22 protein-coding genes are annotated in these 23494 nt (G+C 60.0%); 13 read left to right on the top strand and 9 right to left on the bottom strand.

Going from position 1 to position 23494, the window contains the following annotated elements; genetic code table 11:
* Positions 1-135 precede the first annotated feature (135 nt).
* The 6 genes from ACP16H_RS13090 to ACP16H_RS13065 are packed head-to-tail and all read left to right on the top strand — an operon-like array spanning position 136 to position 7636.
* Positions 136-918, top strand: coding sequence for a family 16 glycosylhydrolase (locus tag ACP16H_RS13090; protein ID WP_425072753.1), 783 nt, complete (start codon positions 136-138; stop codon positions 916-918).
* A complete protein-coding gene (locus tag ACP16H_RS13085; RefSeq protein WP_425072752.1) occupies positions 915-2147 on the top strand; it encodes an O-antigen ligase family protein in 1233 nt (410 codons plus the stop codon). The genes ACP16H_RS13090 and ACP16H_RS13085 overlap by 4 nt, the downstream gene beginning before the upstream one ends.
* Entirely contained in the window at positions 2144-3319 is a 1176-nt protein-coding gene (locus ACP16H_RS13080) for a glycosyl transferase (protein ID WP_425072751.1), read from the top strand. Before ACP16H_RS13085 ends, ACP16H_RS13080 begins: the two co-directional genes overlap by 4 nt.
* Positions 3316-4290: a glycosyltransferase family 2 protein gene (locus ACP16H_RS13075; protein ID WP_425072750.1), complete on the top strand. Its 975-nt coding sequence runs from the start codon at positions 3316-3318 to the stop codon at positions 4288-4290. Before ACP16H_RS13080 ends, ACP16H_RS13075 begins: the two co-directional genes overlap by 4 nt.
* Positions 4287-5231, top strand: a complete 945-nt coding sequence (locus tag ACP16H_RS13070; protein ID WP_425072749.1) for a glycosyltransferase — start codon at positions 4287-4289, stop codon at positions 5229-5231. Before ACP16H_RS13075 ends, ACP16H_RS13070 begins: the two co-directional genes overlap by 4 nt.
* A gap of 11 nt (positions 5232-5242) precedes the next feature.
* A complete protein-coding gene (locus ACP16H_RS13065) occupies positions 5243-7636 on the top strand; it encodes a Wzz/FepE/Etk N-terminal domain-containing protein (RefSeq protein ID WP_425072748.1) in 2394 nt (797 codons plus the stop codon).
* A gap of 213 nt (positions 7637-7849) precedes the next feature.
* On the opposite strand, the gene ACP16H_RS13060 is transcribed toward ACP16H_RS13065, so the two are convergent.
* The 6 genes from ACP16H_RS13060 to ACP16H_RS13035 all read right to left on the bottom strand — a co-directional run bounded on the left by ACP16H_RS13060 (position 7850) and on the right by ACP16H_RS13035 (position 13636).
* On the bottom strand, positions 7850-9895 hold the full coding sequence (locus tag ACP16H_RS13060) for an ABC transporter ATP-binding protein (protein WP_425072747.1): 2046 nt from the start codon (positions 9893-9895) through the stop codon (positions 7850-7852).
* Positions 9892-10827 (bottom strand): hypothetical protein, encoded by a 936-nt coding sequence (locus tag ACP16H_RS13055; protein WP_425072746.1) that lies wholly within the window; start codon positions 10825-10827, stop codon positions 9892-9894. The genes ACP16H_RS13060 and ACP16H_RS13055 overlap by 4 nt, the downstream gene beginning before the upstream one ends.
* Positions 10824-12647: an asparagine synthase-related protein gene (locus ACP16H_RS13050; RefSeq protein ID WP_425072745.1), complete on the bottom strand. Its 1824-nt coding sequence runs from the start codon at positions 12645-12647 to the stop codon at positions 10824-10826. The genes ACP16H_RS13055 and ACP16H_RS13050 overlap by 4 nt, the downstream gene beginning before the upstream one ends.
* Positions 12644-13129, bottom strand: a complete 486-nt coding sequence (locus ACP16H_RS13045; protein ID WP_425072744.1) for a lasso peptide biosynthesis B2 protein — start codon at positions 13127-13129, stop codon at positions 12644-12646. The genes ACP16H_RS13050 and ACP16H_RS13045 overlap by 4 nt, the downstream gene beginning before the upstream one ends.
* A gap of 2 nt (positions 13130-13131) precedes the next feature.
* Positions 13132-13395, bottom strand: coding sequence for a PqqD family protein (locus ACP16H_RS13040; protein ID WP_425072743.1), 264 nt, complete (start codon positions 13393-13395; stop codon positions 13132-13134).
* A 97-nt stretch (positions 13396-13492) separates the two neighbouring features.
* Positions 13493-13636: a lasso RiPP family leader peptide-containing protein gene (locus tag ACP16H_RS13035; protein ID WP_425072742.1), complete on the bottom strand. Its 144-nt coding sequence runs from the start codon at positions 13634-13636 to the stop codon at positions 13493-13495.
* A 317-nt stretch (positions 13637-13953) separates the two neighbouring features.
* Between ACP16H_RS13035 and ACP16H_RS13030 the strand changes: the two genes are divergently transcribed.
* Both ACP16H_RS13030 and ACP16H_RS13025 read left to right on the top strand, forming a co-directional pair.
* Positions 13954-15078, top strand: coding sequence for a nucleotidyltransferase family protein (locus ACP16H_RS13030; RefSeq protein WP_425072741.1), 1125 nt, complete (start codon positions 13954-13956; stop codon positions 15076-15078).
* On the top strand, positions 15075-16070 hold the full coding sequence (locus ACP16H_RS13025; protein WP_425072740.1) for a glycosyltransferase family 2 protein: 996 nt from the start codon (positions 15075-15077) through the stop codon (positions 16068-16070). The genes ACP16H_RS13030 and ACP16H_RS13025 overlap by 4 nt, the downstream gene beginning before the upstream one ends.
* Positions 16071-16196: 126 nt before the next feature.
* On the opposite strand, the gene ACP16H_RS13020 is transcribed toward ACP16H_RS13025, so the two are convergent.
* Positions 16197-16964, bottom strand: a complete 768-nt coding sequence (locus ACP16H_RS13020) for a sugar transferase (RefSeq protein WP_425072739.1) — start codon at positions 16962-16964, stop codon at positions 16197-16199.
* Between the two features lie 219 nt (positions 16965-17183).
* Positions 17184-18353, bottom strand: a complete 1170-nt coding sequence (locus ACP16H_RS13015; RefSeq protein WP_425072738.1) for a glycosyltransferase family 2 protein — start codon at positions 18351-18353, stop codon at positions 17184-17186.
* A gap of 94 nt (positions 18354-18447) precedes the next feature.
* Here ACP16H_RS13015 and ACP16H_RS13010 point away from each other — a divergent pair, with 94 nt between their 5' ends.
* The 5 genes from ACP16H_RS13010 (at position 18448) to ACP16H_RS12990 (ending at position 22992) form a co-directional block, all read left to right on the top strand.
* Entirely contained in the window at positions 18448-19908 is a 1461-nt protein-coding gene (locus ACP16H_RS13010; RefSeq protein ID WP_425072737.1) for a lipopolysaccharide biosynthesis protein, read from the top strand.
* A 127-nt stretch (positions 19909-20035) separates the two neighbouring features.
* The gene (locus ACP16H_RS13005; protein ID WP_425072736.1) at positions 20036-20680 is read left to right on the top strand and encodes a sulfotransferase family 2 domain-containing protein; all 645 of its coding nucleotides are present in this window, start codon (positions 20036-20038) and stop codon (positions 20678-20680) included.
* A 10-nt stretch (positions 20681-20690) separates the two neighbouring features.
* Positions 20691-21866: a glycosyltransferase family 1 protein gene (locus tag ACP16H_RS13000; protein ID WP_425072735.1), complete on the top strand. Its 1176-nt coding sequence runs from the start codon at positions 20691-20693 to the stop codon at positions 21864-21866.
* Positions 21863-22690, top strand: a complete 828-nt coding sequence (locus tag ACP16H_RS12995; RefSeq protein WP_425072734.1) for a sulfotransferase family protein — start codon at positions 21863-21865, stop codon at positions 22688-22690. The genes ACP16H_RS13000 and ACP16H_RS12995 overlap by 4 nt, the downstream gene beginning before the upstream one ends.
* A 110-nt stretch (positions 22691-22800) precedes the next feature.
* On the top strand, positions 22801-22992 hold the full coding sequence (locus ACP16H_RS12990) for a hypothetical protein (protein ID WP_425072733.1): 192 nt from the start codon (positions 22801-22803) through the stop codon (positions 22990-22992).
* A 122-nt stretch (positions 22993-23114) separates the two neighbouring features.
* On the opposite strand, the gene ACP16H_RS12985 is transcribed toward ACP16H_RS12990, so the two are convergent.
* Positions 23115-23494: transposase (locus tag ACP16H_RS12985; protein ID WP_425070187.1), on the bottom strand; the 380-nt coding region annotated here is incomplete at its 5' end.

Here is a 23494-nt window from a genome sequence, read left to right as displayed (position 1 = left end):
TTTTCAGGCATTTGGCGCGTTTTTAAGCACCCCACGGCGAATTCGGCAGGAAACCCACCGCATTCCGTTCTGCAATGCAGCATCAGCAAAGGCGCGTGTTAGCCTTCAGACCTGACACGCTGCAAAGGGCTGCCGATGCACGACTGGAAGACGATTTTTGCGACTTTGGCCGGTGTACTGATGCTTTCGTCCGGCCCCTCTTCTGCGGCCGACATCACGCCATCCACAGAAGCCTTCTGGACCGATCTGGCCGTTCTGGATCGCAAGACATGGTATGTCTCAGATGGCTGGCGCAACGGGAACCATCAGAATTGCACCTGGTCCAGAAAGGCAATTGAGGCCGTTCCCGGCACCGGGGCGGTGCTGACATACTTGCCGGAAGCGGACGGACAAGAAGCCCTGTGTGGCGAATTCCAGACAAAGGCTTTTTACCAGTACGGCACCTTCGAGGCTCATATCCGGGCCAACGATGCAGGGCCGGGTCTGAATGCCGCGTTTTTCCTGTATACCGGGCAGGTCCATGACCAGCCACATGACGAGATAGACTTTGAGCTTCTGACAAAAGCACCGGATCTTGTCTGGCTGAACCGCTACGTGGATGGCAATGATCTGGGCGCCGGACAGGCATATCAGGCGAAACCGACAGCTGACGGATTTCACCATCTCGCCATCAGCTGGGAACCGGGTCGTCTGCGGTGGTACGTCGATGGCGTGCTGGCCCGCGAGGAAACCGAGCACATCCCGACACATCCGATGAAAGTCTATTTCAGCCATTGGGGCAGTGACAGCTTTCCCGGATGGATGGGGCGATACGCGCCCAGTGCCACGCCAAACCGTATGACCGTGGCGCAGTTTTCGTTCACGCCATTGGGTCAACGTTGCGTTTTCCCCGGGTCGATTACCTGCGAGGCACCGTGACCAGCCGGACAGGCGATATACTGCTGCGCCCGACGGCGCTTTGGCTGGGAGTGGCGCTCATGGCGTTGAACGTCGTGACGCTGGGCGGCTCAAAAGCTGCCTTGATCTTTCTCATAGCATGTCTTGCCTTGGTACTGCGGCGTCCCGGCAACCTGCTGGCCGAAACACAGGCGGCAGGACTGATCTGGGCGCTGGCGCTCTGGTGCCTTCTGTCGACGCTTTGGTCATATGCACCGGGGCAAACGCTTCGCAATGCCATTCAGCTGACACTGACCTTTGCCATTGCTGTCGCTGCGGCGTCGCGACTGTCGATCAGCTCGGTATTGCGGGTCGTTCTGGTAACGTCTTTCCTGACGCTCCTTCTGTCGTTGGCCATTGGTCGTCAGACGCCCGTAGGTCATTGGGTCGGGATCTACGCATCGAAAAATGCCTTTGCACAATTCTGCACGGTTTGCGTCATCGCGGGTCTGGCGGTTCTGCTGGATCCTCGCTGGCGCGGTGCGTGGCGCTTGCTTGGGGTACTGACCGTGGCGCTGGGCGTCCTGTCACTGGTAAAGGCCGGGTCCGCCGGGGCACTTCTGGCGGCCATGCTGACCGCGCTGGCGATGGTAAGCTTCTCTCTGATGCGTCGTCTGAGCGGCTGGCAGAAACTGTTTGGCATCCTGATGGCCGCCCTGTTGTGTGCCATCCTGATCGTCCTGATTGCGGGGTTTTTCGACAGTTTCACACGGGCATTCCTCGCAGCCACGGGCAAGGACCTGACCCTGACCGGACGCACTGACCTCTGGCGCATCGCCTTTCAGGAAATCGCCGCTCATCCGCTGCTTGGGCAGGGGTTCAAGGGGTTCTGGGTTCCTGGCAACCCGACGGCCGAAGCGCTTTGGACACAATTCGGTATCGATTCAAAGATCGGCTTTCACTTTCATCACTCGCTGATCTCCAACGCGGTCGAGATCGGGTTGATCGGTGTCGCCCTCCAGATCGCCATCGTCGGAGGAGCCGGCTTCGTTCTGATCGGTTGGGCCATCGCCAAGCCGTCGGCAGAATCGCTCTTTCTGGCCGGTTTCATGATCCGTCAGCTTGCTCTGCTGAATTCGGAGGTCGTGTTCTTCACACAGTTTGAGCCGGTTTCAATCCTGACCATCATGGCCGCTGTCTACGCGCGCCGCGTGTTGCGACCGCCGGTATCCGTATCGCGCGCAGTCCGCTTTCGAGGAGTGGTTGCATGAACATCCTCTACCTTGCCCATGACCTCGACGATGCCGCGATCTGGCGAAGGGTGCGGATGCTGCGCCAAGGTGGCGCGCACGTGACCTTGGCAGGGTTTCGACGCGGGACCGCGCCGCTCGGGGAGGAGGCGTTGACGCTTGGCCAGACCCAAGATGGCAAGCTGGTGGCACGGGCCGTCAGCGTCGCCCGCTGGTTGCCGAAGATCGGGCGCATCCTGGCCGAACGTTGTGCCGATGCAGCCCCTCAGGTCATTCTGGCGCGCAATCTCGAGATGTTGCTACTGGGGCGTGCCTGCATGCAGGCCTTCAGCGCGCAACCGGCGTTGGTCTACGAGCTGCTCGATGTCCATCGGGTCATGCTGGGCGACCGGCTGCCGTCGCGGATGCTGCGCGGGCTTGAGGCGCGACTGATGCGCCACGCCGCCGAGGTGTGGATTTCCTCGCCCGGTTTTGACAGCCAATACCTGCGGCCCTACCGTTTGCCGCACACGCCGAGGCGGCTGGTGGAAAACAAGCCGTTTGCCACCGAAGTGGTGACGACCCGGCTGCTCCCTGCCGAGAAAGGGCGGATCACGATCGGCTGGTTTGGTATCCTGCGCTGCCGCTGGTCGCTGCACACGCTGGACGCTCTGACCCGTGCCGCGCCCGGTCGATACCGGATCTTGCTCAGGGGCCGACCGCAAATGGATGTCCTGCCCGATTTCGACCGGGTCGTGGCGGCAAATCCCGACATGGAATTCGGCGGCGCCTACCGCTGGCCTGAAGATCTGCCTGACATTTACGGTGCTTGTGATCTGGCATGGCTGATCGACCGATACGACGCAGGCGCCAATTCAGACTGGCTGCTGCCCAATCGCCTTTACGAAGGTGGCCTGCATGGCGCCGTGCCGATTACCCTTTGCAACACGGAGGTCGACCGCCGCACCGCGCATATGGGGTGTGGCCTGCATGTCGCGACACCCGAGCTCGCGGCAGTGACCGCCAGTCTGTCAACTCTCTCTGCCGAAACCCTGAGCGCCATGCGTGAGTGCCTCGCGGCTCTCCCCCGCAGCCTTTGGCAAACGGATAAAGAAGAATGCAACGCGCTCGTTGACGCCTTGCGCGGGCTGGGAGCGCTGCACAGCCAAGCGCAAAAAGGCAAGCTTTCCCTTCGCGAGGAGCCGACCTCATGACCACCCTCATCGTAATCCCCACACTCAATGAAGCAGCGCATATAGGCGCGGTCCTCGACGGGATTGCCGGTTTCGCTGCCTCTCACGACGCGCGGATCGTTGTGGCGGATGGGGGGTCGACCGACGGCACCCGTGCCATCGTGACCGAGCGCGCCTTGCAAACAGAGCACCTTCACTTTCTGGACAATCCACTTCGTTTCCAGAGTGCAGCAGTCAATCTCGCGGTCGAGACCCATGGCACAAATTGCGAGATGCTGATCCGCCTCGACGCGCATTCCGCCTACCCCTCCGACTTCTGCGAGGTCCTGCTTCGGGAGGCTTCCACCACCGGGGCAGACTCAGTCGTCGTGACCATGCATGCGATTGGGCAAGGACCGCTGCAACGCATCGTTGCGGCCGCGCAGAACTCGCGATTTGGCAACGGCGCTTCGGCGCATCGCAACCGGACAAAAGGCGCTTGGGTCGATCATGGGCACCACGCGCTGATGCGGATCGCCGCATTTCGACAAGTGGGCGGATATGATCCCGACTTCAGCCACAATGAAGACGCCGAACTGGACTATCGTTTGCGTCAGGCTGGATTCCGCATCTGGCTCACAGCAAAAACCGGGATCGAATACTTCCCGCGCGCAACCCTATCCGGGCTCATGCTGCAATATTTCCGCTTTGGCCGTGGTCGCGCCCGTAACCTAGCCAAACATCACGCAAGACCCGCCCGAAGGCAGTCCCTCGTGGCGGCGTTGGCTCCGGCGCTGCTTCTGTCTTTGCTGACCCCGGTCCATCCCGTCTTTGCCTTGCCGCTGATGTTCTGGATATTGGGCTGTATTGCTGCGGGGGTCCTGATTATCCGCGAGAGCCGCAGCCCGCGCAATATTCTGGCCGGACCAGTGGCGGGCCTCATGCAACTGTCATGGTCGGCGGGATTCTGGCGGCAAAAACTTGCACCGGCAACCGGGCGGGGCACGCCATGAACACGAATGTCCTCGTCGGGATCTGCACCTATCGTCGCGACACATTGGGGGCAACGCTCGCATCGCTTGCCGAGCTTGACCTGCCGGAGAATGTGGAACTTTCAGTCGTGATAGCGGACAACGACACCACCCCCGTCGCGCGGACGCGCGTGACCGAGTATGCACGCAACCTGCCTTTCCGGGTAGACTACCTCCATGCGCCGGAACGCAATATCTCGGTTGCGCGCAATGCGATCCTCGACCATGCGGAGCAGGTCGATCCGCAATTCCTCGCTTTCATCGACGATGACGAGACTGTCACGCCCGGTTGGCTCAAGGCCCTGCTGGCCTGCCACGAAGACACCGGTTGCGGTGCCGTGATCGGTCCCGTGCGCGCGGACTACGGTCCCGGCGCACCGGAGTGGATGCGGCACGGCAACGTGCATGACACGGAGCCGGACATCGACACCGAAGCGCGCGCGCACACGGGCTACACCTGCAACCTGCTGCTGGACCGTTCGGATGCGCGCCTGCGTGCCCTGCGTTTCGACCTTGATCGAGGCCAGAGCGGCGGCGAGGACACCGCCTATTTCGCGCGATACCTGAAGGCGGGCGGGCAGATTGGTTTTGCCCCAGCTGCAGTGGTCCGGGAAACTGTCCCGGAGGATCGCGCGCGCCTGTCGTGGCTGCTGCGCCGCCGCTACCGCATGGGGCAAACGCATGGCGGGCTGATCTGCGAAGGGCTGGGGCTGGCCGGCATTATCCGGCAATCCGTGTTGGCCACCGCAAAAGCAGGCTACTGCCTTATCACTGCGGCGTCCCCGGATGCGCTCAAACGCAACCGCGCGCTGATGCGCGGAGCGCTTCACGTCGGCGCAATCTCCGGCTGCCTTGGTGGCCAACACCTGCAAATCTACGGTGCTCCCGGCACCGCGCCTGCCCCGACAACGGACAAGGGCTGACCTGCGGAGTTATGACCAATATGTTGAAATTTCACGATGGACCGCTGGAACTGCGCGAAGACCTGACCCAAAACGGCCAGACCCTTGACCTGACGCGGGTCATGAACGCGCTCAGGCGGCGCCGCTGGACGATCCTTGGTGCCGTGGGTGTTTGGTGCCTTCTTGGCCTGTTCTATGTCCTGACTACGCCGCGATATTATGACGCCAGCGTTCAGGTCATGCTGGATGCCAACATCGGGCGCACTCTGTCACAGGTCACTTCGACCACCGATCTGACAATCACCGACTCGACAATGGAAAGCGCGCGGCTTGTGATCGCGTCGGACCAGATTGCCGGGCGCGTGGTTGACGAACTGGACCTGCAGACCAACGCAGCTTTCATGAACCCACCGATTTCCATGACGGCACAGATCCTTGGCACGATAATCGGCTATGCCCGACTGCCGATGGTCTGGCTGCGGGCACAATCCGAGCAGGTGACGAACCTCGATCTGACCGGGGCGACCGCGCAGGCCCCAATGGATATTTCGCCGGAGCTGATCGCCGCGCAGGAGCGCGCGTTGGCCATCCAGGCGTTGCAATCGGAAATCTGGGTCTACCGCATCGGCCAGAGCTCGGCCTTTGCCATAACGTATCGGTCGACCGATCCACACCTGGCGGCCGCCGTGGTGAATGCTTTTGCCGAGGTTTACGTCTCTGACGTGCTCAACGCCAACTTCGAGGCGACGGAGCGCATGACGACATGGATGCAGGACCGTCTGAACATGCTCGAGTCCGATGCCCGTGCGGCTGCCCGCGCGGCAGAGGCGTTCCGCGCAGAGAATGGATTGGTGAATACCAACAACACCAGCATGTCCCAGAACGCTGTTTCTGCCCTCAACACGGACCTGACTGACGCCATTGCCAATACAGCCCGCGCCCGCGCACGTGTCAGCGCGCTGGAACAGGTCGTCGACCGAGGCCTGGGCTCCCTCGTGAGCGACGGTGTTCCCGCGGGACTGCCACCGATTGGTGATCCGGAATTCCAGCAGATCCAGAACGAATTGACGAACTTGGTGACAAACCTCGAACGCGTGCGCCGGGTTCCGGACGCCTCGCCAGCCACGATCCGCAGCTGGGAAGTCCGCGTTCAGAACGCGGCAGAACGGCTGTTCTCTGCGATCAAGATCCAGATGGAACAGGCACGGGGCGAAGCCTCGCTGTTCGAAGCGCGGGCGAACGCGCTGCGAGAGAGTCTGAACGACGCGGTCAGCAATGATGTCGAGGCCGGCCGGATGCAGGTGGATCTTCGCGCGCTGGAAGACCGCGCCGCCACGCTGACCGCGCTCTATCAGAACTTCCTGACGAAATTTCAGGAAATCGAACAGCAAAAGAGCTTTCCGGTCTCCAATGTCCGGGTGCTGAATGCCGCACAGATCCCGCAGTTTGCTGCCGGCCCCAGCGCAAAAACCGCACTGGCGCTGTGCATCATCCTCGGCCTGATAACGGGCCTGTGCCTCGCAGCGATCCGTGAATGGCGCGATCGTTTCCTGTACTCGGCCGAGCAGGCCACAGATGAGATCGGCGTGCGCTTTCTTGGTTACCTGCCTGAACTTCCCGCGGCAGCCGTGGCGCAACGCAGCCGGATGCGCGCGGTGATCCAGGACGAACTGACACCCTCGCCCGACCAAACTGACGGCTGTGTCGAAGTGCTCGACACGCCCCCGAGTTACGCGCTCAAGTATCCGCGCTCGCCATTTTCGGAGACCCTCCGCAGCATCCGACTGAGCAGCCAGATTGTTGGGCGAGGCTCGAAGTCGGTGGTCCTGGGCATATGTTCGTCGCGGCCCAACGAGGGGAAGACGCTGACGGCCTACAACCTTGCGACATCCATCGCCGCAGGAGGCTACTCCGTCATGCTGATTGACGCAGACCCGCATCGCAGCGGTTTGTCGCGGCTCTTTGGTCCACGCCGGCGGACCGGCCTTCTGGAAGTGCTCACCGGACAGATGGACTGGATGCAAGCCCGCAAGCAAGTCGGCGAAACCGGCGTGGATCTGATCCCCGGCCAAATGCCGAAAGAGTTCCTGCATCCCCAAGAACTGCTCTCCAGCTCGGCTTTTGGCCAGTTGATTTATGACCTGCGGGAATTCTACGATTTCATCATCGTGGATCTGGCTCCGATGGGAGCGGTATCTGACGTCCGGGCGATGATCGACGACATCGACTATGTCGTCATGATTGCAGAGTGGGGCAAAACGCGGAAACTGCTGCTCGACAAGCTCATCCATTCAGATCCGCGCGTCGCAGAAAAGGTTCTGGGGGTCGTGTTGAACCGCGTGAACCTGCGGCGGCTGCGTGCCTATTCCGATGAAGGCGACAGTGCGGCCTACAGTGAGGATTACCGCGAATACTACTCTGGATGATGTCATGCCAAACCACCGGAAACGGCGGCCTGACACAGTTTGAGAGGGGCTTTGAGGTTTACACCCGGCAGGTCGAACCAGTAAGTATTCCCTATCGGGAGGCTTACTGTGACTTTCAAATCCTTCGTTGTCGGGCTGATTTGCTATCTGGCCGTGCAGTCGGTCGGGGCGTGGGCTTTCGGTTTCGGAGGCTGGACGATCCTCGGGCTGGCTTTACTCGCCCTGGTCCTTGCGCAGGTTTGCTACCTGGTTGTGATCGCCGCCATGGTTCGAAAGGAACAAGCCGCGACGCCGAAATCGGCGGCTGCGGACGACGAGGCCGTTCGTCGTCCCATCGATCCGGCGCTGGACGAGAACAGCGCCTGACCCGTTTTCAGTCGCGGACTGCCCCGAGGGCATCGAACCCTCTTGCACGATATCCCCTTGCTCGTGCCGCAGCATGTTCGCCAGGAGTCCGCCGGGCCGAGAACGCAGTGCATCCAATGGTCCTTCCTCGACCACCTTTCCGCCCTGCAGCGCATACACGTGATCAGCAAACAACACCATTGACGGGCGATGCGCGATTGTGAGCACGGTCATTCCTTGTCGCGTCAGTGCCTTCACCGCCTGGGCCACCTGATCCTGTGTCTTCCAGTCCAGCGCACTGGTGGCCTCGTCGAGCACCAGAAGCGCAGGGCTGCGGATGAAGGCCTGCGCCAGCGCGAGTCGTTGGCGTTGGCCACCGGACAGCTGAACGCCACGGCGTCCGATGACAGTGTGCAATCCGTCCGGCAGGGCCCGAACGAATTCCGAAGCGGCAGCCTGCTCGAGTGCGCGCCACATCTCTGCGTCCGACACCGGCGAAGACACCATCAGTTGCAGATTCTCGGCCACGGTCCGGTTCAATAGAAAGTTGTCCTGCGCGACGTACGCCACCTGATCCCGCCAACCGCGCAACTCCGACGGCGACAGCGGTCTGCCGTCGAAGCGGACCATCCCATCCGCCGGATGCAGCAGCCCTGTGACGATATCCGCGACCGTGCTCTTCCCTGACCCCGAGGTGCCGATCAGGGCTGTCACCTGCCCGGCACGAATGTCCAGGCTCAAACCGTCGAGCGCGGGGGAAGCCGCTTTTTCGTAACGGTAGCTCACGCGCTCCAGTTTCACGCCTGTCTTCATGCGTGCGATCTCCTGCGTTTCACGGGCCGAAGCATCTTCTGCCTGTCGCAGGTTGCCTTCCAGTCGCTGCATCTGCCGCCACGCCGCCAGATCCGGAAGCAGCTGCTGGATCTGCATCTGCAAAGCCATGAACCGAGGTGCAATGCGCATGGCGATAAGCAACATGACAACCAGAGAGGCAAATGGCAGTTGGATCACATCCACAGCCACGTAAATGAACAGCGCAGCACCCAAGGTGACAAGCACCTGGAAGATCCCGGTCCCCACGGCATTGTCCCGGACAAAAGCCGTGGTGTCCTGCTTTGCATCCAACAGATGGGTTTTGAATTCGTTATAAAATCGGTCCTCCTTGTTGGTGGCCCGCGCGATCTTGAGCCCCGCCAGGAAATCCGAAACCGTGGCGAACTGGCGTTGCCGTGCACTCTGTAAAAGCTCGCCGTATCTGGCAGCGCGACGCCGGAACGGAGCCATCAGGATCAGGATTGTCACACCTGCTGTAAGGATCACGATCGTCATGAGCGGGGAAACCCAGATGCACAGCGCAGAGTAGACCGCGAGCATCAGGACCGCCTGAGCAATGGCAAGGATGAAATAGGCGCAGGTCGAAATGCGCTCCGCCTCGCTCGTCAGCGCGTGTTCCAACTCGCTGCCCGGAATGCACATGATGCGATCCCATCGCGCCCGGGCCAGCGCACGGAAAAGGGACAAGCGCACCGCATTGGTGAAATCGAACAAAAGGTCGTTGAGATAGGTCGCCTTGACCCGTGCGAACACAACCTGCGCCAGCACCAAGCCTACCATCCCCGCCAGAAGCACCGGCAAGCCGGCTTGAACTGCGAGCATTTCGAGGTGCCCCATCTCCTCAGCGGCGCCCTGCCCTTCCAGAAGTACGTGCAGGATCGGCAGGAGCATGAGAATTGAAATGCCCTCCGTAAACCCTCCAACGACCACCAGCACCATGGCGATGCGGAGCCGCCCCGGACCTTGGTCTCGCAGCGCCGACAATATTTCGCGCAGATCTTCCGTGAGCCGCTTTCGCCCTTCCCGTTGTCGGGAGGTCTCGCGTGACACCTGAACGCTGGGATCCGTCAGATCTGTCACTCAGCCACCAAATCAGCCCTGATGGCGTCTATCAGATGATCCAACTTTTCGATCCCCTGCGAAACCTGCAGGCGACGAACCTCGGCCTTGCTGCAAAGCTTCACTGCAGCGCGGAAATGGCGGGCGGCATTCTCCCCCCGCAAGGCCTGATCACCGAAGCGCGGCGCATATGCGAACCGTAGCAGCAACGGAAGGGCCTCCTCCGGCGGGACACGCACGAAGGTCGCGCACCGCCCCTCGCCCCGCTCAAGGACATAGAGACGGCGCAAGGGTGCGTGCTTCAGAGCCGTTCCGGATGGCACCCGGACCCGCACCTTGTCGATCTGGTCGTGGACATGTGGGCGCACGACCCAGTCCGTTCCGCGCAACTGGTGGCCCAGATTGCCCTCCGACAGCTTGATCTGTGCAAACCCAGGCACAATGTCGCCACGGTCGGCATCGACTGCGACAAGATCATCTGCCAGCAAGGCGGCCCCGCCGCGCAACAAGGCCGCCGCCGAAGAGGACTTGCCCACACCTTTGTCTGCCATCACCGCAACTGCGATACCGTCAATCGACACGGCACTTGCATGCAGAACGAAAAATCCGCGGTAGCGCAGAACTTCCGAAAAGACAGGCCCAAGAAGCGGAAACGCCAGAAGCTCGTCCGAGACACCGTCCGCCCGTTCGACCCGCACGATGGTGCCATCGGTCGAAACGTGAAACTTTCCGACCTGGTCCCACCAGAACGTGGACCCGGTTTCATCGAAGAAGTAGCCTCCGTGCGGCGTCACTTTGTCGTCGGGGACATCAACCGTCGCATTGACTATTCTCAGCGGCACTGAATTCGTCCGCAGCGCCATTGGCGCGCCGAGTTCGGGCAACGCCAGCTGCGAATGGATGGGCATACCGTATGCCGTGTAGGCAAGTGTCTTGTGCACAAGGGAATTCAAGCTTCCATGCTCCTTGCCGTGACAGCTGCGCCCTCACGCTGGGCCAACCAAAGATTGAGGGAAAGAACACGCGACAGCTGCGCCATGGCTTCTGGCTGTATCTCCAGATTGTCGAAATCCGTCACGACCCGTTGCAGCTTGCTTTGATCGACGTAGGGACGCAGCCGGTCGGGTATTTTGTTGGCGTAGGCCTGCAAGAACGGCAGTTGCACCGACCTGAACTCAGACACGACAGCAGACGTAAAATCGGTTTTGTCCCGCCTGAGACGGACCTTTTCCGGCAGGACGCCCTTCATGGCATTTCGCAAAAGCATTCGCGGAAGGCCCGGCGCGATCTTCACCGCTGTCGGCTGCCCGATGCAAATTTCCACGACACTTCGGTCGTAAAACGGAAAGCGGGCTTCGATCCCGTGCCGTCTTGCCACCCGATCAAGGAATTCAAAAGCGACCGACGTGCCGGGATTCAGCAAAAGCCGGGCGTGGACCCGAGTGTAAGGCTCAAGATGATCGTGCCGCAATTGCGCCCCCCCCTCGCCGACGTCCTGAAGAAGACGTTGCGCTTCGAAGGAAAGGAGGCATGGCGGGTCGGCGGAACGGTTCACCCGACCAGCCAGCCCCCGCAAGGGTCGCGGTCCGTACTGAGCCAGCGCGGCGAAGATGATATCAGACGCCCGAAAGTCCGCCGTTCCCGCAGCCTCGAACCGGCGCGCCTCGCGCCACAGCGTACGCCACCTGCGCTGGTGCGCCAACTCGCTGAAGTACCAACCGCCGGTCCCGATGACCTCGTCGCCACCATGACCGTCCAATAGATTTCGCGCACCACTGCTGGCGACTGACCGATACGCGTTTGAGAGCAATGCATGGTTCGGCGCGAACACAGGTTGCCCTTGCCAGCGAAGCATACACTCTATGTCGTCCAAACTCGCTTTGGCTTGCGTTGGAATATCAAGACCAAGGATATTCCCTCTTGCCCGAACAGCCGCGATATAGGCCCCTTCATCCAACATCGCGTGGGCAGGGAACCGCATCGAAACAACCCTGAGCGGCTTTGGAGAGGCGCTTGCGGCCAATCGGGTGATTGAACCGGAGTCAATCCCGCCGCTCAGCAACGTCGCGGTCCCTGAATCCAATCGTGCCTTGACCGCACGCTCCAACGCCTCTGCCAGCGCCTCGGGTGCCTCTTGTTCTGACAACGTCACCGGTCGGAGCCGATACCATTCCTGTTCTTTTGCGGCCCCATTCTCGCAAATCAGCATGTGCCCCGGTGGCACCGCCCGCACCGTCGGAAAAGGAGTCCGGCCTGCGTCATTCATTTCCGCGGCAAGGTATTGCGCCACCCAGACAGGATCGATGTCGGTGTCGTCCCGAGCCAAGGCACGCGTTTCGCTCGCCACCAGCACGGCTGACTTCGTGGCGCTGTACGCCAGAGGCTTCACGCCAAAGCGGTCACGGAGCGCCAACATCCGCCGTCGCGACGGATCCCAGATTACAAAGGCGAACTCGCCTTCAATCTTGTCGCCAAGGCCCGCCCCCCATTTATCATAGGCGGCCAGGATGGCGTGTGCGTCATTGACGTAAGGCTGATCGGCTGCAGCTGCCAGCTCGGGTCCGTTCAGGATGAACAGATCGCCGCAGAGGACCGGGCCACCGGGGCGGGCATGCGCCAACGCATCAAAGGAAGTGAAGCACGCGTCTTGATCCGAAAAGGACTTGCTTGGGCCGGTGGCTCGATAGGCCATCGCGGCCATCGGGTCCCGCAACAGGTGCATACAGGATCCGAGGCGCGGCTTGAAAGACAGGGCAGCGGCAAATCCGGTCATTCGGGTGGTTCCCCCACCGAAAAAAGGCCTTGCGGAAGTTGGGTGCGGTCCGATGGCCTCGCAAACAGCCTGTGGGCTGCGAAGTCTTCAGGCGTGCCGCCCAATACAATCGTTTCGCCGCAGAAAAGCCAGGCATGTGGTCGGAAAGCCGTGTCATCGAAGGCTGAGGACGCAGGCAGCGTCAAATGGACCTCCCCATTCCGACCGCGTCGGGCCAGAAGCCACGCGCCTGCCATGGCTTGCGTCAGACAAGTGGCACCCGGCACCAAAACCGATGCAGCACGAACTGACCAAGCGATCTCTCGCAGATCGTGCCACCGACGATCAGGGACAGCCCCTTGTCGCTGCAGACGCGCGATACGCGCGTTCAACCGGGAAATTTGCCGCAACGTCAGCAACAGGCGAACGGCCACGAGCACCATTGCGGCCTCTAGCAACAGTTTTTGAGCGTGTAAGGACGGAAATCCACGCCCGAAAAGCACAATCAGGCCCTGCTCTCGATCAGCTCCGCATTCAGCATCGAGGCCAGCAACTGCTCGATATCCTCTCGGCAGACTTCAGGCTCGACGTCGAATTCTTGTGTAACGGCCTCCACCAAGCCGTTGATATCCGCATCTTTTTCCAATTGCGTCCAGACAACGGTTCCGACCGGATCCAAGCTGAAGTAGCGGTTGGATTTAAGACTCAGGATCGCAACCCCATCTCCATAGGCGCATGCCACGGACTGTGCACTGGCTCGATAAATCATTGGCTACCCCCTTTCGAAAGTGGTCGCATTCGGATCCGGGGCGCGATCAACGCCCCGGAAGGCTCCTTTGAAAAGACCCCGCTGACGCTTGCGCAAATCACGTAAAAGTAAACGAATGGATCGGCGTTCCGGACGGAAAAGCCATGTCCGTCCTCTTCGGCGTGGTCACACTGCCATGCGTCAGATCTTCAAGTTTTCCATGCGCGATCAACTGCGGCGCAGAGTAAGGTTTTCTGTTCATGCACGTATCTCCAAATCAGATTTGGCGGACTGCCATAACAGATGATGAGGGCAATGGCGCACGAGTCAACAAACCCGAAATTTATATTTCAAAATCCGCATTCGCAAAGATCATATGAGCGCAGAAGCGTCGATGTTCGCCACCTAATTGGGCAAACCGTCTCAAAATATGGCAGCACGTTCAAAATTTTCCGAACCCATAACAACTTGAGATTGCATTAAATTGTTAGTCTCGCCCCGTGTTTATAGTTTGAATCTCATATTTCCAGTGATTCCATCCAGCTTGAGACATTTCTTGGCCAAGCAGGAGATGCAATCATGCAGAAAGAGGTCGTCGTGGCATTCTCGAAAGAGGAATATTCTCTGCTACATGATAATGACTGTGCTGCGGAGCTTGAATACCTGCTATCTCTTGTGGGCGCTCGGCAGCCCTGTGACCCTTCCGAAAGTCATATATCTCCGACACGGCTGTTCGAACTCGCCCGGCTGAACAAGGTCCTTCCCTTGCTCCCTGCCCGTGCCACCGAGTTGCCGGACAGCTGTTCCGACCTGCAAAACACACTCGCGCGAGTGACGCTGGCCACGGCTTCGATGAACCACAAGGGCCTGCTGTCCGGTATCGACATCACGCGGAAGCTGAATGAGCGCGGAATAGGGCATTTGCACCTTAAAGGCCCCCTGCAACAGATTGCCCTGTACGGCCATTACCATCGGAAACCCAGCGCCGACACGGACATCCTGGTACGCCCTCACCAACGCCGCGCTGCCGCCGAATGCCTTTATGCAGAAGGCTACAGAACGTTGGAGCCGCACAACGCATTCTGGTGGACCCGGTTCCTAGGCGAGCAGCACTTCCGCCACCCCCAAACCGGAGCAATGATCGATCTGCATCACGCGCTTCGTCAACCTGGCCTGCCCCTATCCCACAACCTGAACATTTTCTTCGAAACGGCAACAACGATGGTCGTGGGGGACATGCGCATGCCAGTCCCGGACGCCGCAGGGCGCGTGCTCCTGATGTCCCATGCCTTGGCCAAAGCCTTCCTGGCACGGGAGCCGGTTCTGAGTACCGTCATCGACATCCGGCAGGCGTTGAACGGGCTTGAAAACGAGACTGCGGCGCTTGGCCAGTTAGCCAAGACGACGCGTCAGGATCACGTTCTTGGTCTGGCCCTGAGCGTCGTGGCCGCCTTCTTTCCGGACACGCCCGGTCTGGGGATTGCACCTCATCCGTTCGAGAACATTGGAAAAAACTCGCTGCAGAGGATGATTGCGACGCCTTGGATCGCAGGCCTGCCCTGGCCGCGACGCAGGCAGATTCTGTACGAGCTTTGCGGTACGCAGCGGGCGCGGTATCGCGTTGAGAATGCGAGGTTCGTCGCCTCGGAAGTGTTGCGTCGGAGTCTCGATGTCAAACGTCACCTCGCTGGGAGCCCAAGATGAGCACAGACACAACACGGCCGGTCGGGGTCATCATCCCGGCGCACGATGCGGCGCAGTCCATCGGGATCGCCGTCCGGTCCGCCCTCGATCAGGCTGCTGTCGGCGAAGTGATTGTCGTCGATGACGCGTCGCATGACGACACACCGGCGCAGGCCTTGGCTGCGGCCAAGGGAGACCCGCGCCTGGTACTCCTCCAACTTAACCGCAACGTCGGTCCGGCACGCGCCCGCAACCTTGCCATTGCGCGGGGCACAACTCCGCTGATCGCCCTGCTGGATGCGGATGATTACTTTCTTCCCGACCGGTTTGCCCCGCTTCTCAAGGAGGCAAACTGGGATATCGTGGCCGACAACATCGTATTTGTACCCGAAAGCCGCGCATCTATCCTTCTGTCCTCCGAGGTCGACAAGCCGACCTCCCCTGCAACCACTTCAGTTGGAATCGCAGAATTCCTGCGCGGCAACATTCCCGACAAGAATGCGCAAAGGGGAGAACTCGGCTTCCTCAAACCCCTGATGTCACGTGACTTCCTGCGTTCGCATGGGCTGGCCTACGACCCGGACCTTCGATTGGGCGAGGATTTCAAACTCTATGTCCAGATGCTCGCCAAAGGTGCCCGGTTCCGCCTGATGCCACAGATCGGCTACGTGGCACGGGTACGGCAGAACAGCCTGTCCGGTCGGCACAGCGCACGGGACCTTCTTTGCTTGCTCAATGCCTCTGAGAGTCTGAGGGCATCATGCCAAAACACCGAGGCAGAAGCGCAGGCCATGAAGGACTATCTTCGCGCGTTGCGCAGCCGCCAGCTTTTGCATGCTTTCCTAGAAACCAAATGGGAACAAGGGCTTGTTCAGGCGGCTCGGCAAGCGGTCATGCCTCCCAGGAACCTGTTTCCGATTGTCCGCGGCATATTGCGTGACAAGATGGAGGCCGTCAGCGGTAAGCCCGCAGCACTGATGCCTGACAAGCGCTACTTGCTTCCAATTGAATGATGATTTCGTGGGCTCCCGTCTTGCGCGCCAAAAGAGAAGGCCTACCGACACGCGCTGCGATCGGTAGGCCTTGATTTTCCGGGATCAGGGTAACCAAGCGGTTTTATCCGCTTGGTCAACGATCAGTCAGCATGCGCCACGCGAGGCGAGAACAGCAGGCACCGTCCGCAGGAGGATCCAGATGTCCAGAAGCGCATTCCAATTGGAGACGTAGTAACGATCCAGTTTAACCCGCTCGCGGTACGTCGTGTCAGAACGCCCACTGACTTGCCACAGCCCAGTCACACCGGGTCGCGCGCTGAGGTAATGTTGGCGAGAGGTTGCATAGTTGTTCAACTCGTCAAGGACGACGGGACGCGGGCCGACGATACTCATGTCTCCGCGCAGCACATTGTATAGCTGCGGAAGTTCATCGAGGCTCAGTTTGCGCAAGACACGTCCAATCGGCGTCACACGTGGATCTTGTTCCAATTTTCGCTCGCGCAACCAAATCTCGCGCTGCTCCGGGTTTTCATTGAGATATGCATCAAGAATCTCGTCCCCATTCACCACCATGGTCCGAAACTTCCAGCAGCTGAAATGGCGACCATTGAAACCGATACGCTTGTGTCCGTAAAATACAGGCCCCCTGTCAGTCACCTTCATCATCACGATCAGACCAACGAAAAGGACGGAAAACGGTACGCAAATCAAAATAACAATTGCCACATCAAGCAGACGCTTTATCACGCCACCGACCGGGAACGAAGCAGACATCTTGGAAACGCCTTCGCCAGAAGGCGCAACGATCCGCCAAAAGTCCTGACCGCCTTGAATTGGACGGGAGAGATTCATTGCCATGTCTTTCTCCAAATAAACAAGTTCGAACTGCCCGTCTGGGATGTTCTCGATCACGTCAGCGGTCGGCCCCCTTGTGGTAAAATCTACGGTAGTCGCTGCACTGCAGAATTCCACCATTCTTTCACCACAATCTTCAAGCACCCGCGCTTTGGCCGCTTCAGCTCAGAATGTCCGATTAAAAAGCAGACATACGCACAGGAAAAACACTCAAATGGTAAGAATTTTGGCGGTATGAAATCCCTCCCAGAGCGTCGACTCGGGCGGAATCGCCGGTCAGGAAGCCAGGTAAAATCGTGCCAACGCTTTCAACTTTGCCCGATCCCGCGCAGCCAGAGCCTGACGGAACTGCCAGCGCATGGATCGGCGAATACCTCGGCGCATTTCCCGTCCAGCCACACTGACATGCCCCAACCGGCGCAGCCGATGGTGTAGTCGGGTATCAGCCAGCAGGTTGCCCGTACCAAGACTGGTGAGCGTTGCGCGCGCCACGCGGGCGCGTTCTGCTTCCGTCAATGGGGTGCGATCACTCTGTGCCGCACGTTCAAAATCAGCAAGAGCATCATCCCACATCCGCTGACGCGCTTCGACAGTCGCACGCGCCACGCGGGCCAGCCGCGGTCGCTCGGCTACGGCCATGCTCTCCCATTCCGAACGAGCAAAAAGCTCATGATCCGCGAGATCATCGAGCAAGGCGCGAAAGATCAATGCATTGTACTCCGCCCAGCGGTCCGCATTGCTAACGGCCGAGAAATGTTGCCCTGCCTGCCCGCGCACTCCATCGTGGTCACGGTGCCAAAAGGTCACCTGATCCAGTTGCAGGCCTTTCTGGCGACGGGCGATACGCAACAGCATTTCATAGTCCTGCGATCGCACAAGATCCTTCCGGAAAGGCCCGACGGCTTCATACACTTCGCGGCGAACCATCAACCCGGGCTGGAAAATATGGCACCCCTCCAGCAGGTCAGCGAAGATCCTTTCGGAAGGCGACGCCCGCATGTAGCCTGGCGGGCGCAAATGCTTGGCTCCACCATCGGGATAGTGCGTAAAGTCCAGGTGACGTCCAGCGCAGAATTCCAGCATCGGATCTGCTTCCAGTGTACCCGCCAGCAGCGCACATGCCTCCGGCAGGAGGATATCATCGTCGTCACAGATCCAGATCAGGTCACCTTTCACCATTTCCAATCCGCGGTTCAGCGCCGCGGCCTTTCCGGCATTGTCTTGCCGTACAAGACGGATCGACGTGCCAAAGCGAGACAGAACGTCGGCCACACCATCCTCCGATCCGTCATCGATCACGAGAATCTCGTCCGGCTTTCGGGTCTGCGCCAAAAGGCTGTCGATGGTCTCTCCAATCAGATGCGCGCGATTATAGGTCGGTAAAATGACACTGACTTGAGCCATTGCTCGCTCGGCCTCCGAAAAATGGGCGATTTCAGTTGCCACCGATGCTGCACCTGCGAAATCATCGTGTCAAAGGAAAGCGCTGCCCGGGCGGGCCGTTCGGAAGCGCTTGCCGAAAAAGAAGGAAAGGCCCCAGATGGGCGAGGCCAGAACCACCGCACGCGGCGCAGCGATCAACATCGTCGCCACTCTCTTCAAGCTCGGATTGAACATCTTTGTCGTGGTGCCCATTCTGGCACGCGTGCTCGGGCCCGACATTTTCGGCCTTGCGGCCATGGCGATGACGATTTTTCTCTTCCTCTCTGTCTTTGGAGATGCCGGACTGCCCCCTGCGCTTATCCGCGACCGCTCCAGTACCTCCGAAACCTGGACGTCGGCGTTTTGGATGACGGTATTCATCGGAGTGGGCTTTGCCGCGGTGTCCCATATCACAGCCCCGTTTCTGGCGGACTTTTACAACCAGCCCGAAATCACGCCGCTCGCCCGCGTGTTGGGGTACGCAATCCTGTTCCAGACCATCTGTTCCATCCCCATCGCTTGGCTGCAGCGGGAACAGAAACTGGGGCATGTCGCCCTGGCCGAAACTCTGTCTGTCGTGCTTTCCGGCATCATAGCCATCTGGATGGGCCTGACAGGCTACGGAGTCTGGGCGCTGGTCATCCAGCAGCTCGTACTTGGGGCCTCGCGATTTGCCCTGTCCTATGGCCTCGCGCGGTTCGATCGACACGTCACATGGCATTTCGCCTGGCATGAAGTCCGCCCCCTGCTCGGCTTTTCACTGAGCCTTACCGGTGCCAGTTTCGTGGCGTTCCTCAACCGCCGCAGCGATTCCATACTGATCGGCCGCTATCTCGGCGCCGAGATGATGGGCATGTACAGCCGCGCCTTCCAACTGATGCAGTTGCCGAACCAGGTCATTGCAAAGGGCCTTGGTTTCGCCAGCTACCCTGCCATGGCCCGCGTTGCGCATGATCGGAACTGGCTGTCCATGCTCTACCTCAAGCAGTTGGGCGCCATGTCGTTCCTCGCCTTTCCCCTGATGATCGGACTGAGCGTTCTGGCAGAGCCGCTGATCCTGACCCTGCTCGGCGAAAAGTGGGTGACCATCGCGCCGACCTTTGCCTTTCTGGCGGTTGCCGGACTGGCGCAGGCGTTCGTCGCGGGCGGCGGTGATGTTTTCAAAGTGCTCGGCCATGCCGACCGCCTTCTGATCTGGGCGATCCTGCGCTTTTGCGTTTTCCTGCCAAGCTTTGTGCTTGGGGTCTGGATGGAGTCGACGTTATGGCTCGCGATTTTTTACAGCATTGCCAACGTCATCCTTCTTGTCCCGTACCAGGTGGAAATTGCCCGCCTGTTGAAGCAAACGGTTCGCCAACAGGCCGAACACATGATCCCGCCACTGGTGGCGTCTCTGGTCATGGCCGGCGCTCTGGCGGTGTGCCAGCCATTGATCGAACCGATGATCTCCTTTGCGCCACTCCGCTTGGCGGCACTCATCCTGTTGGGAATCGCCCTGTATTTCGCGATGTTACGGCTCGCCTTTGCAGAGTTCATGTTTTTCAATCTCGCACATGCGAAACACCTCCTGCGCAAATAATCAGCGCCAAGCCACGGCCTCAGCGATCCGGGCAGGTTCTTCTTTGACGAAAGTTGCCGCATGGCGCTGCATTGTAGGCGACGGCCAAAGGATCGTCGGTTTCGAAACGAATTGGTCTGGATGCAACATGCTTTATTCAAGCTCGAAGAATTTCGTTTTCGTCCACGTATGGAAGACGGCTGGGGAGTCCATCGTCGAGGCTTTGCGCGGATATTGCGACCCGCTGTTCCGCAGCCGCGTGGCAACCAAGCTCCTGCGGGAAAGCCCTGAGCTTTTGGCGCGTAACATAGGCTGGCAGCCGTATCTGGTGCATGGCCAGCATCTGATGGCGCGCGATATTCGCGGCATCATGCCCGACGGCACCTTCGACAAGGCCTACTCCTTTGGTTTTGTCCGGAATCCTTGGGACTGGACGGTGTCCGCCTATCATTACGCCCGGCAGACCCGCGCCAATCCGGATCACAAGATCGTTCAAAAATTCAACGGCCTGCGGGACTACGTGCTTTACAGAGAAGAAAATTTCCTGCGCCTGCAAAGCTCTTTTCTCTTTGACGAGAATGACCGCCAAATGGTCACAAAGATCGGGCGTTTCGAGTCTCTGTCAGAAGATATTGCCGAGATATCGAAGGCCCTCAACCTCAACATTGCCCTGCCAAAGCGCAACGTCAGCAGCCGCAGCCGCGATTGGCGCAGTTACTATGACGACGACACCTACGATCGCGTGGCGCACATGTATCGCAAGGACATCGAATTGCTGGGGTATACGCCCTGAGGACGACATCATGCCCACGACAACGATGACCGACGTCACTCTCGTCACCGACCCGCGCTTCATGGGCGGCACCGCTCAGGCGTTTCGCACCGATGTGCGGGCCTTTCTCGACGCTGGTCTCCGCGTCGGGCTGATGTTCTTCCACTGCGGGCAGTTTTTTCGGGCGACCGATGCAGACAACCCTGCCCTTCTCGAATTATTGGATCTTCCGGGCATCGAGCGCGCGCCGCAGCGCACCAAAGCGCTATTTCTTCACAATCCGCAGATCTTTGGAGCGGCGCAACTCGCTTCGATGGACCTGCGACTGCAACTGCCGAGCGCTCCTCGCACCTTCATTGTCGCGCACCACCCCCCGTTCCTTGGTGACGGGGCGCTTTGCTACGATCCCCTGACGACCACGCGTGCAATCAATCGTCGTCTTATGGCGCGGTCTTCTCTCGAGTGGCTCCCCGTCTCTGGCCTTGTCCGTCACCAGTTGAACAGTTTCCAGCCGCTGCTGAAGCTTTCGCCCGAAGACTGGCCAAACAGTTTCGACACCGAACAATGGCAACCGAGCCGTCCTCGCCTGACGGGACCAACCTTGACCATTGGCCGCCATGGTCGCGCGGATCCCGCCAAGTGGCCGGACACTGCCATGGCCATCGCAGCGACTCTGCCCTCTGCGCCGGACATCCATGTCCGCGTGCTTGGAGCCGACCCCGCCTTCTTTGCCCAAAAGGGCGTGGATACCCGAAATTGGGAGATCCTGCCTTTCGGCAGCGAACCACCAGCCGCCTTTCTCGACAGCCTGGACGTGTTCTCTTACTTTCACTCTGCGCAGTGGCGAGAAGCCTTCGGGCGCACGGTGGCAGAGGCGATGATGATGCAGGTCCCGTGTCTTTTAGATCCAGAGCTGCGCCCGACTTTTGGACCGCATGCCCTGTACCCACGTCCGGACGATGTGCCAGCGATCTTGCAGCAAATCCGCAGCGCCCCCCTGCCCCACATTGATCGGGCGACAAGCGCATCAAAGTGGTGCCGTGCGCAGTTTGATGCACAAGCTGCGGCCAGCCGCCTCGGTCGCCTTATGACCACCCCCGCATCCCGCGGGAGCCTGTCCACGGATCGCAGTCGCGACCCGCTTTGCGCGGCCCGAAAGTGGATCGGTTTCCAGCGACGCCTTCGCCGACAGGAGCAATTGACATGACCGCCGATCAACCGCTCATCATCGTGGGTGCACCACGCTCCGGCAATACGCTGGTGAGACGTGTCTTGATGGCTTCGGGGCAGATCTACATCCCGCCCGAAACCTACGTGCTTGGCGAATTGATCAAGGACTGGCCGCGTTGGTTCTTCCTGACATGGAAACAAAAGGTCTGGCTGTTTTGTGCCTACTTTGACCGCCACCCGCATCGCGCAGAATTGGACTTGGACAGCCTTTCGCCATTCGCCGAAGATGCCGTCCAGTGGCCAGCCGCGCGCCGCAACCTGCGCGCCCTGATCGACGGGTTCTATCGCTTCATGGCACGGTCTCACGGATTTTCCGACGCGCGTTGGGGCGACAAGACGCCATGGAATACAATCCACCTGAAGGCCATCACCCGCTTCTATCCAGATGGGCTTTATCTTCATCTCGTCCGTGACGGCCGCGACTCGGTTGCGTCGCAACTTCGTGCCGACATGCGCGATCTTGGCGAAGCCGCTCACCGCTGGGTGCAGGCCAACGAAATCTGCGAACGCTGTCTGCCGGCGCGAAACAGCCTGCAAATGCGCTACGAAGAGATCGTCCAGACCCCCGAGGCGGCGATGCAACGGATCTTTGGTTGGGCCGGACTGGACTATGATCCGCGCTACCTGACCGAGGTTCCGGCGCGACTGGGTGATGTGACCGTCCGTGAGCACCACGCTGCAGTTCTCGAGCCGATCACTCCGCGCTCCATAGGTGGCTGGGCACGCACCCTATCAGAGCCACAAATTGCAGGGCTGCCCAAGCGGTTTCACAGCATGATGCAGCGCTATCAATACGCCTGATATCCTCCCGTACACTGGCCGCTCGGGTCGGACTCGCGTTCACGGGCTTTTCTCGGCGCAAATCCCGGGCGATAGTCAACTTGGAACACAGCGGCTGTAGGGAGGATAAGATGCTCGGTCTGGACCTCGTCAAGAAAATCGACCTCGGCCTGCGTGATCCGTACAGGGTCGAACTCGATTCATCGCGAACAGCTGGCTGCGGCGTGTCGAAACCTACGGCATGGACCCGTCACGGCCCAAACTGGCACATCTCGTCACCGAACCCGAACTGCGCGAGCATCGCGGGCAATGGAAACGGCTGATCGCAATGGCTCGCATAAGCATCCGGCGCAGGCTGGACGTGTCGCGGTTTGATGTCGCTCCTTTGATGGACTCTGTTGCACAAAACCGTCTCTGAGCGGAGTTCCCCTTTCCCCGGACGGATTTATCCCACGACTTCTGTGACAGGGATGCCAAGGGCGGTGTAGCCGTTCAGAACGGCGATACGGACCTGAAGCTCAGCGACCTGTCGGTCGAAGTCCCGCGCCATGAGGCGCTGCCCCAGCAGTTTAACGCAGTGCATCTTGGTCTCGACGCGGCTTCGGCGGTGGTATCCGCTCCAGTTTCGCCAGATAGCGCGGCCGAGGTATTTCGAAGTTCGCAGGGCCTCGTTTCTGGCCACCGCACCCGCGGTGACGGCCTTCCACGACTTAGCGTTTTTGCGGGGTGGGATGACGGCATGGGCACCGCGGTCAGCGATGGCGTCGTGGCATTTGCGGGTATCATACGCACCGTCTGCGGTGACGCTGCCGATCGCCTCGTTCG

Origin of the sequence: Sagittula sp. S175, from assembly GCF_049800975.1 — a bacterium.
GTDB lineage: Bacteria > Pseudomonadota > Alphaproteobacteria > Rhodobacterales > Rhodobacteraceae > Sagittula.
This window is presented reverse-complemented; position numbering and strand designations above follow the sequence as displayed.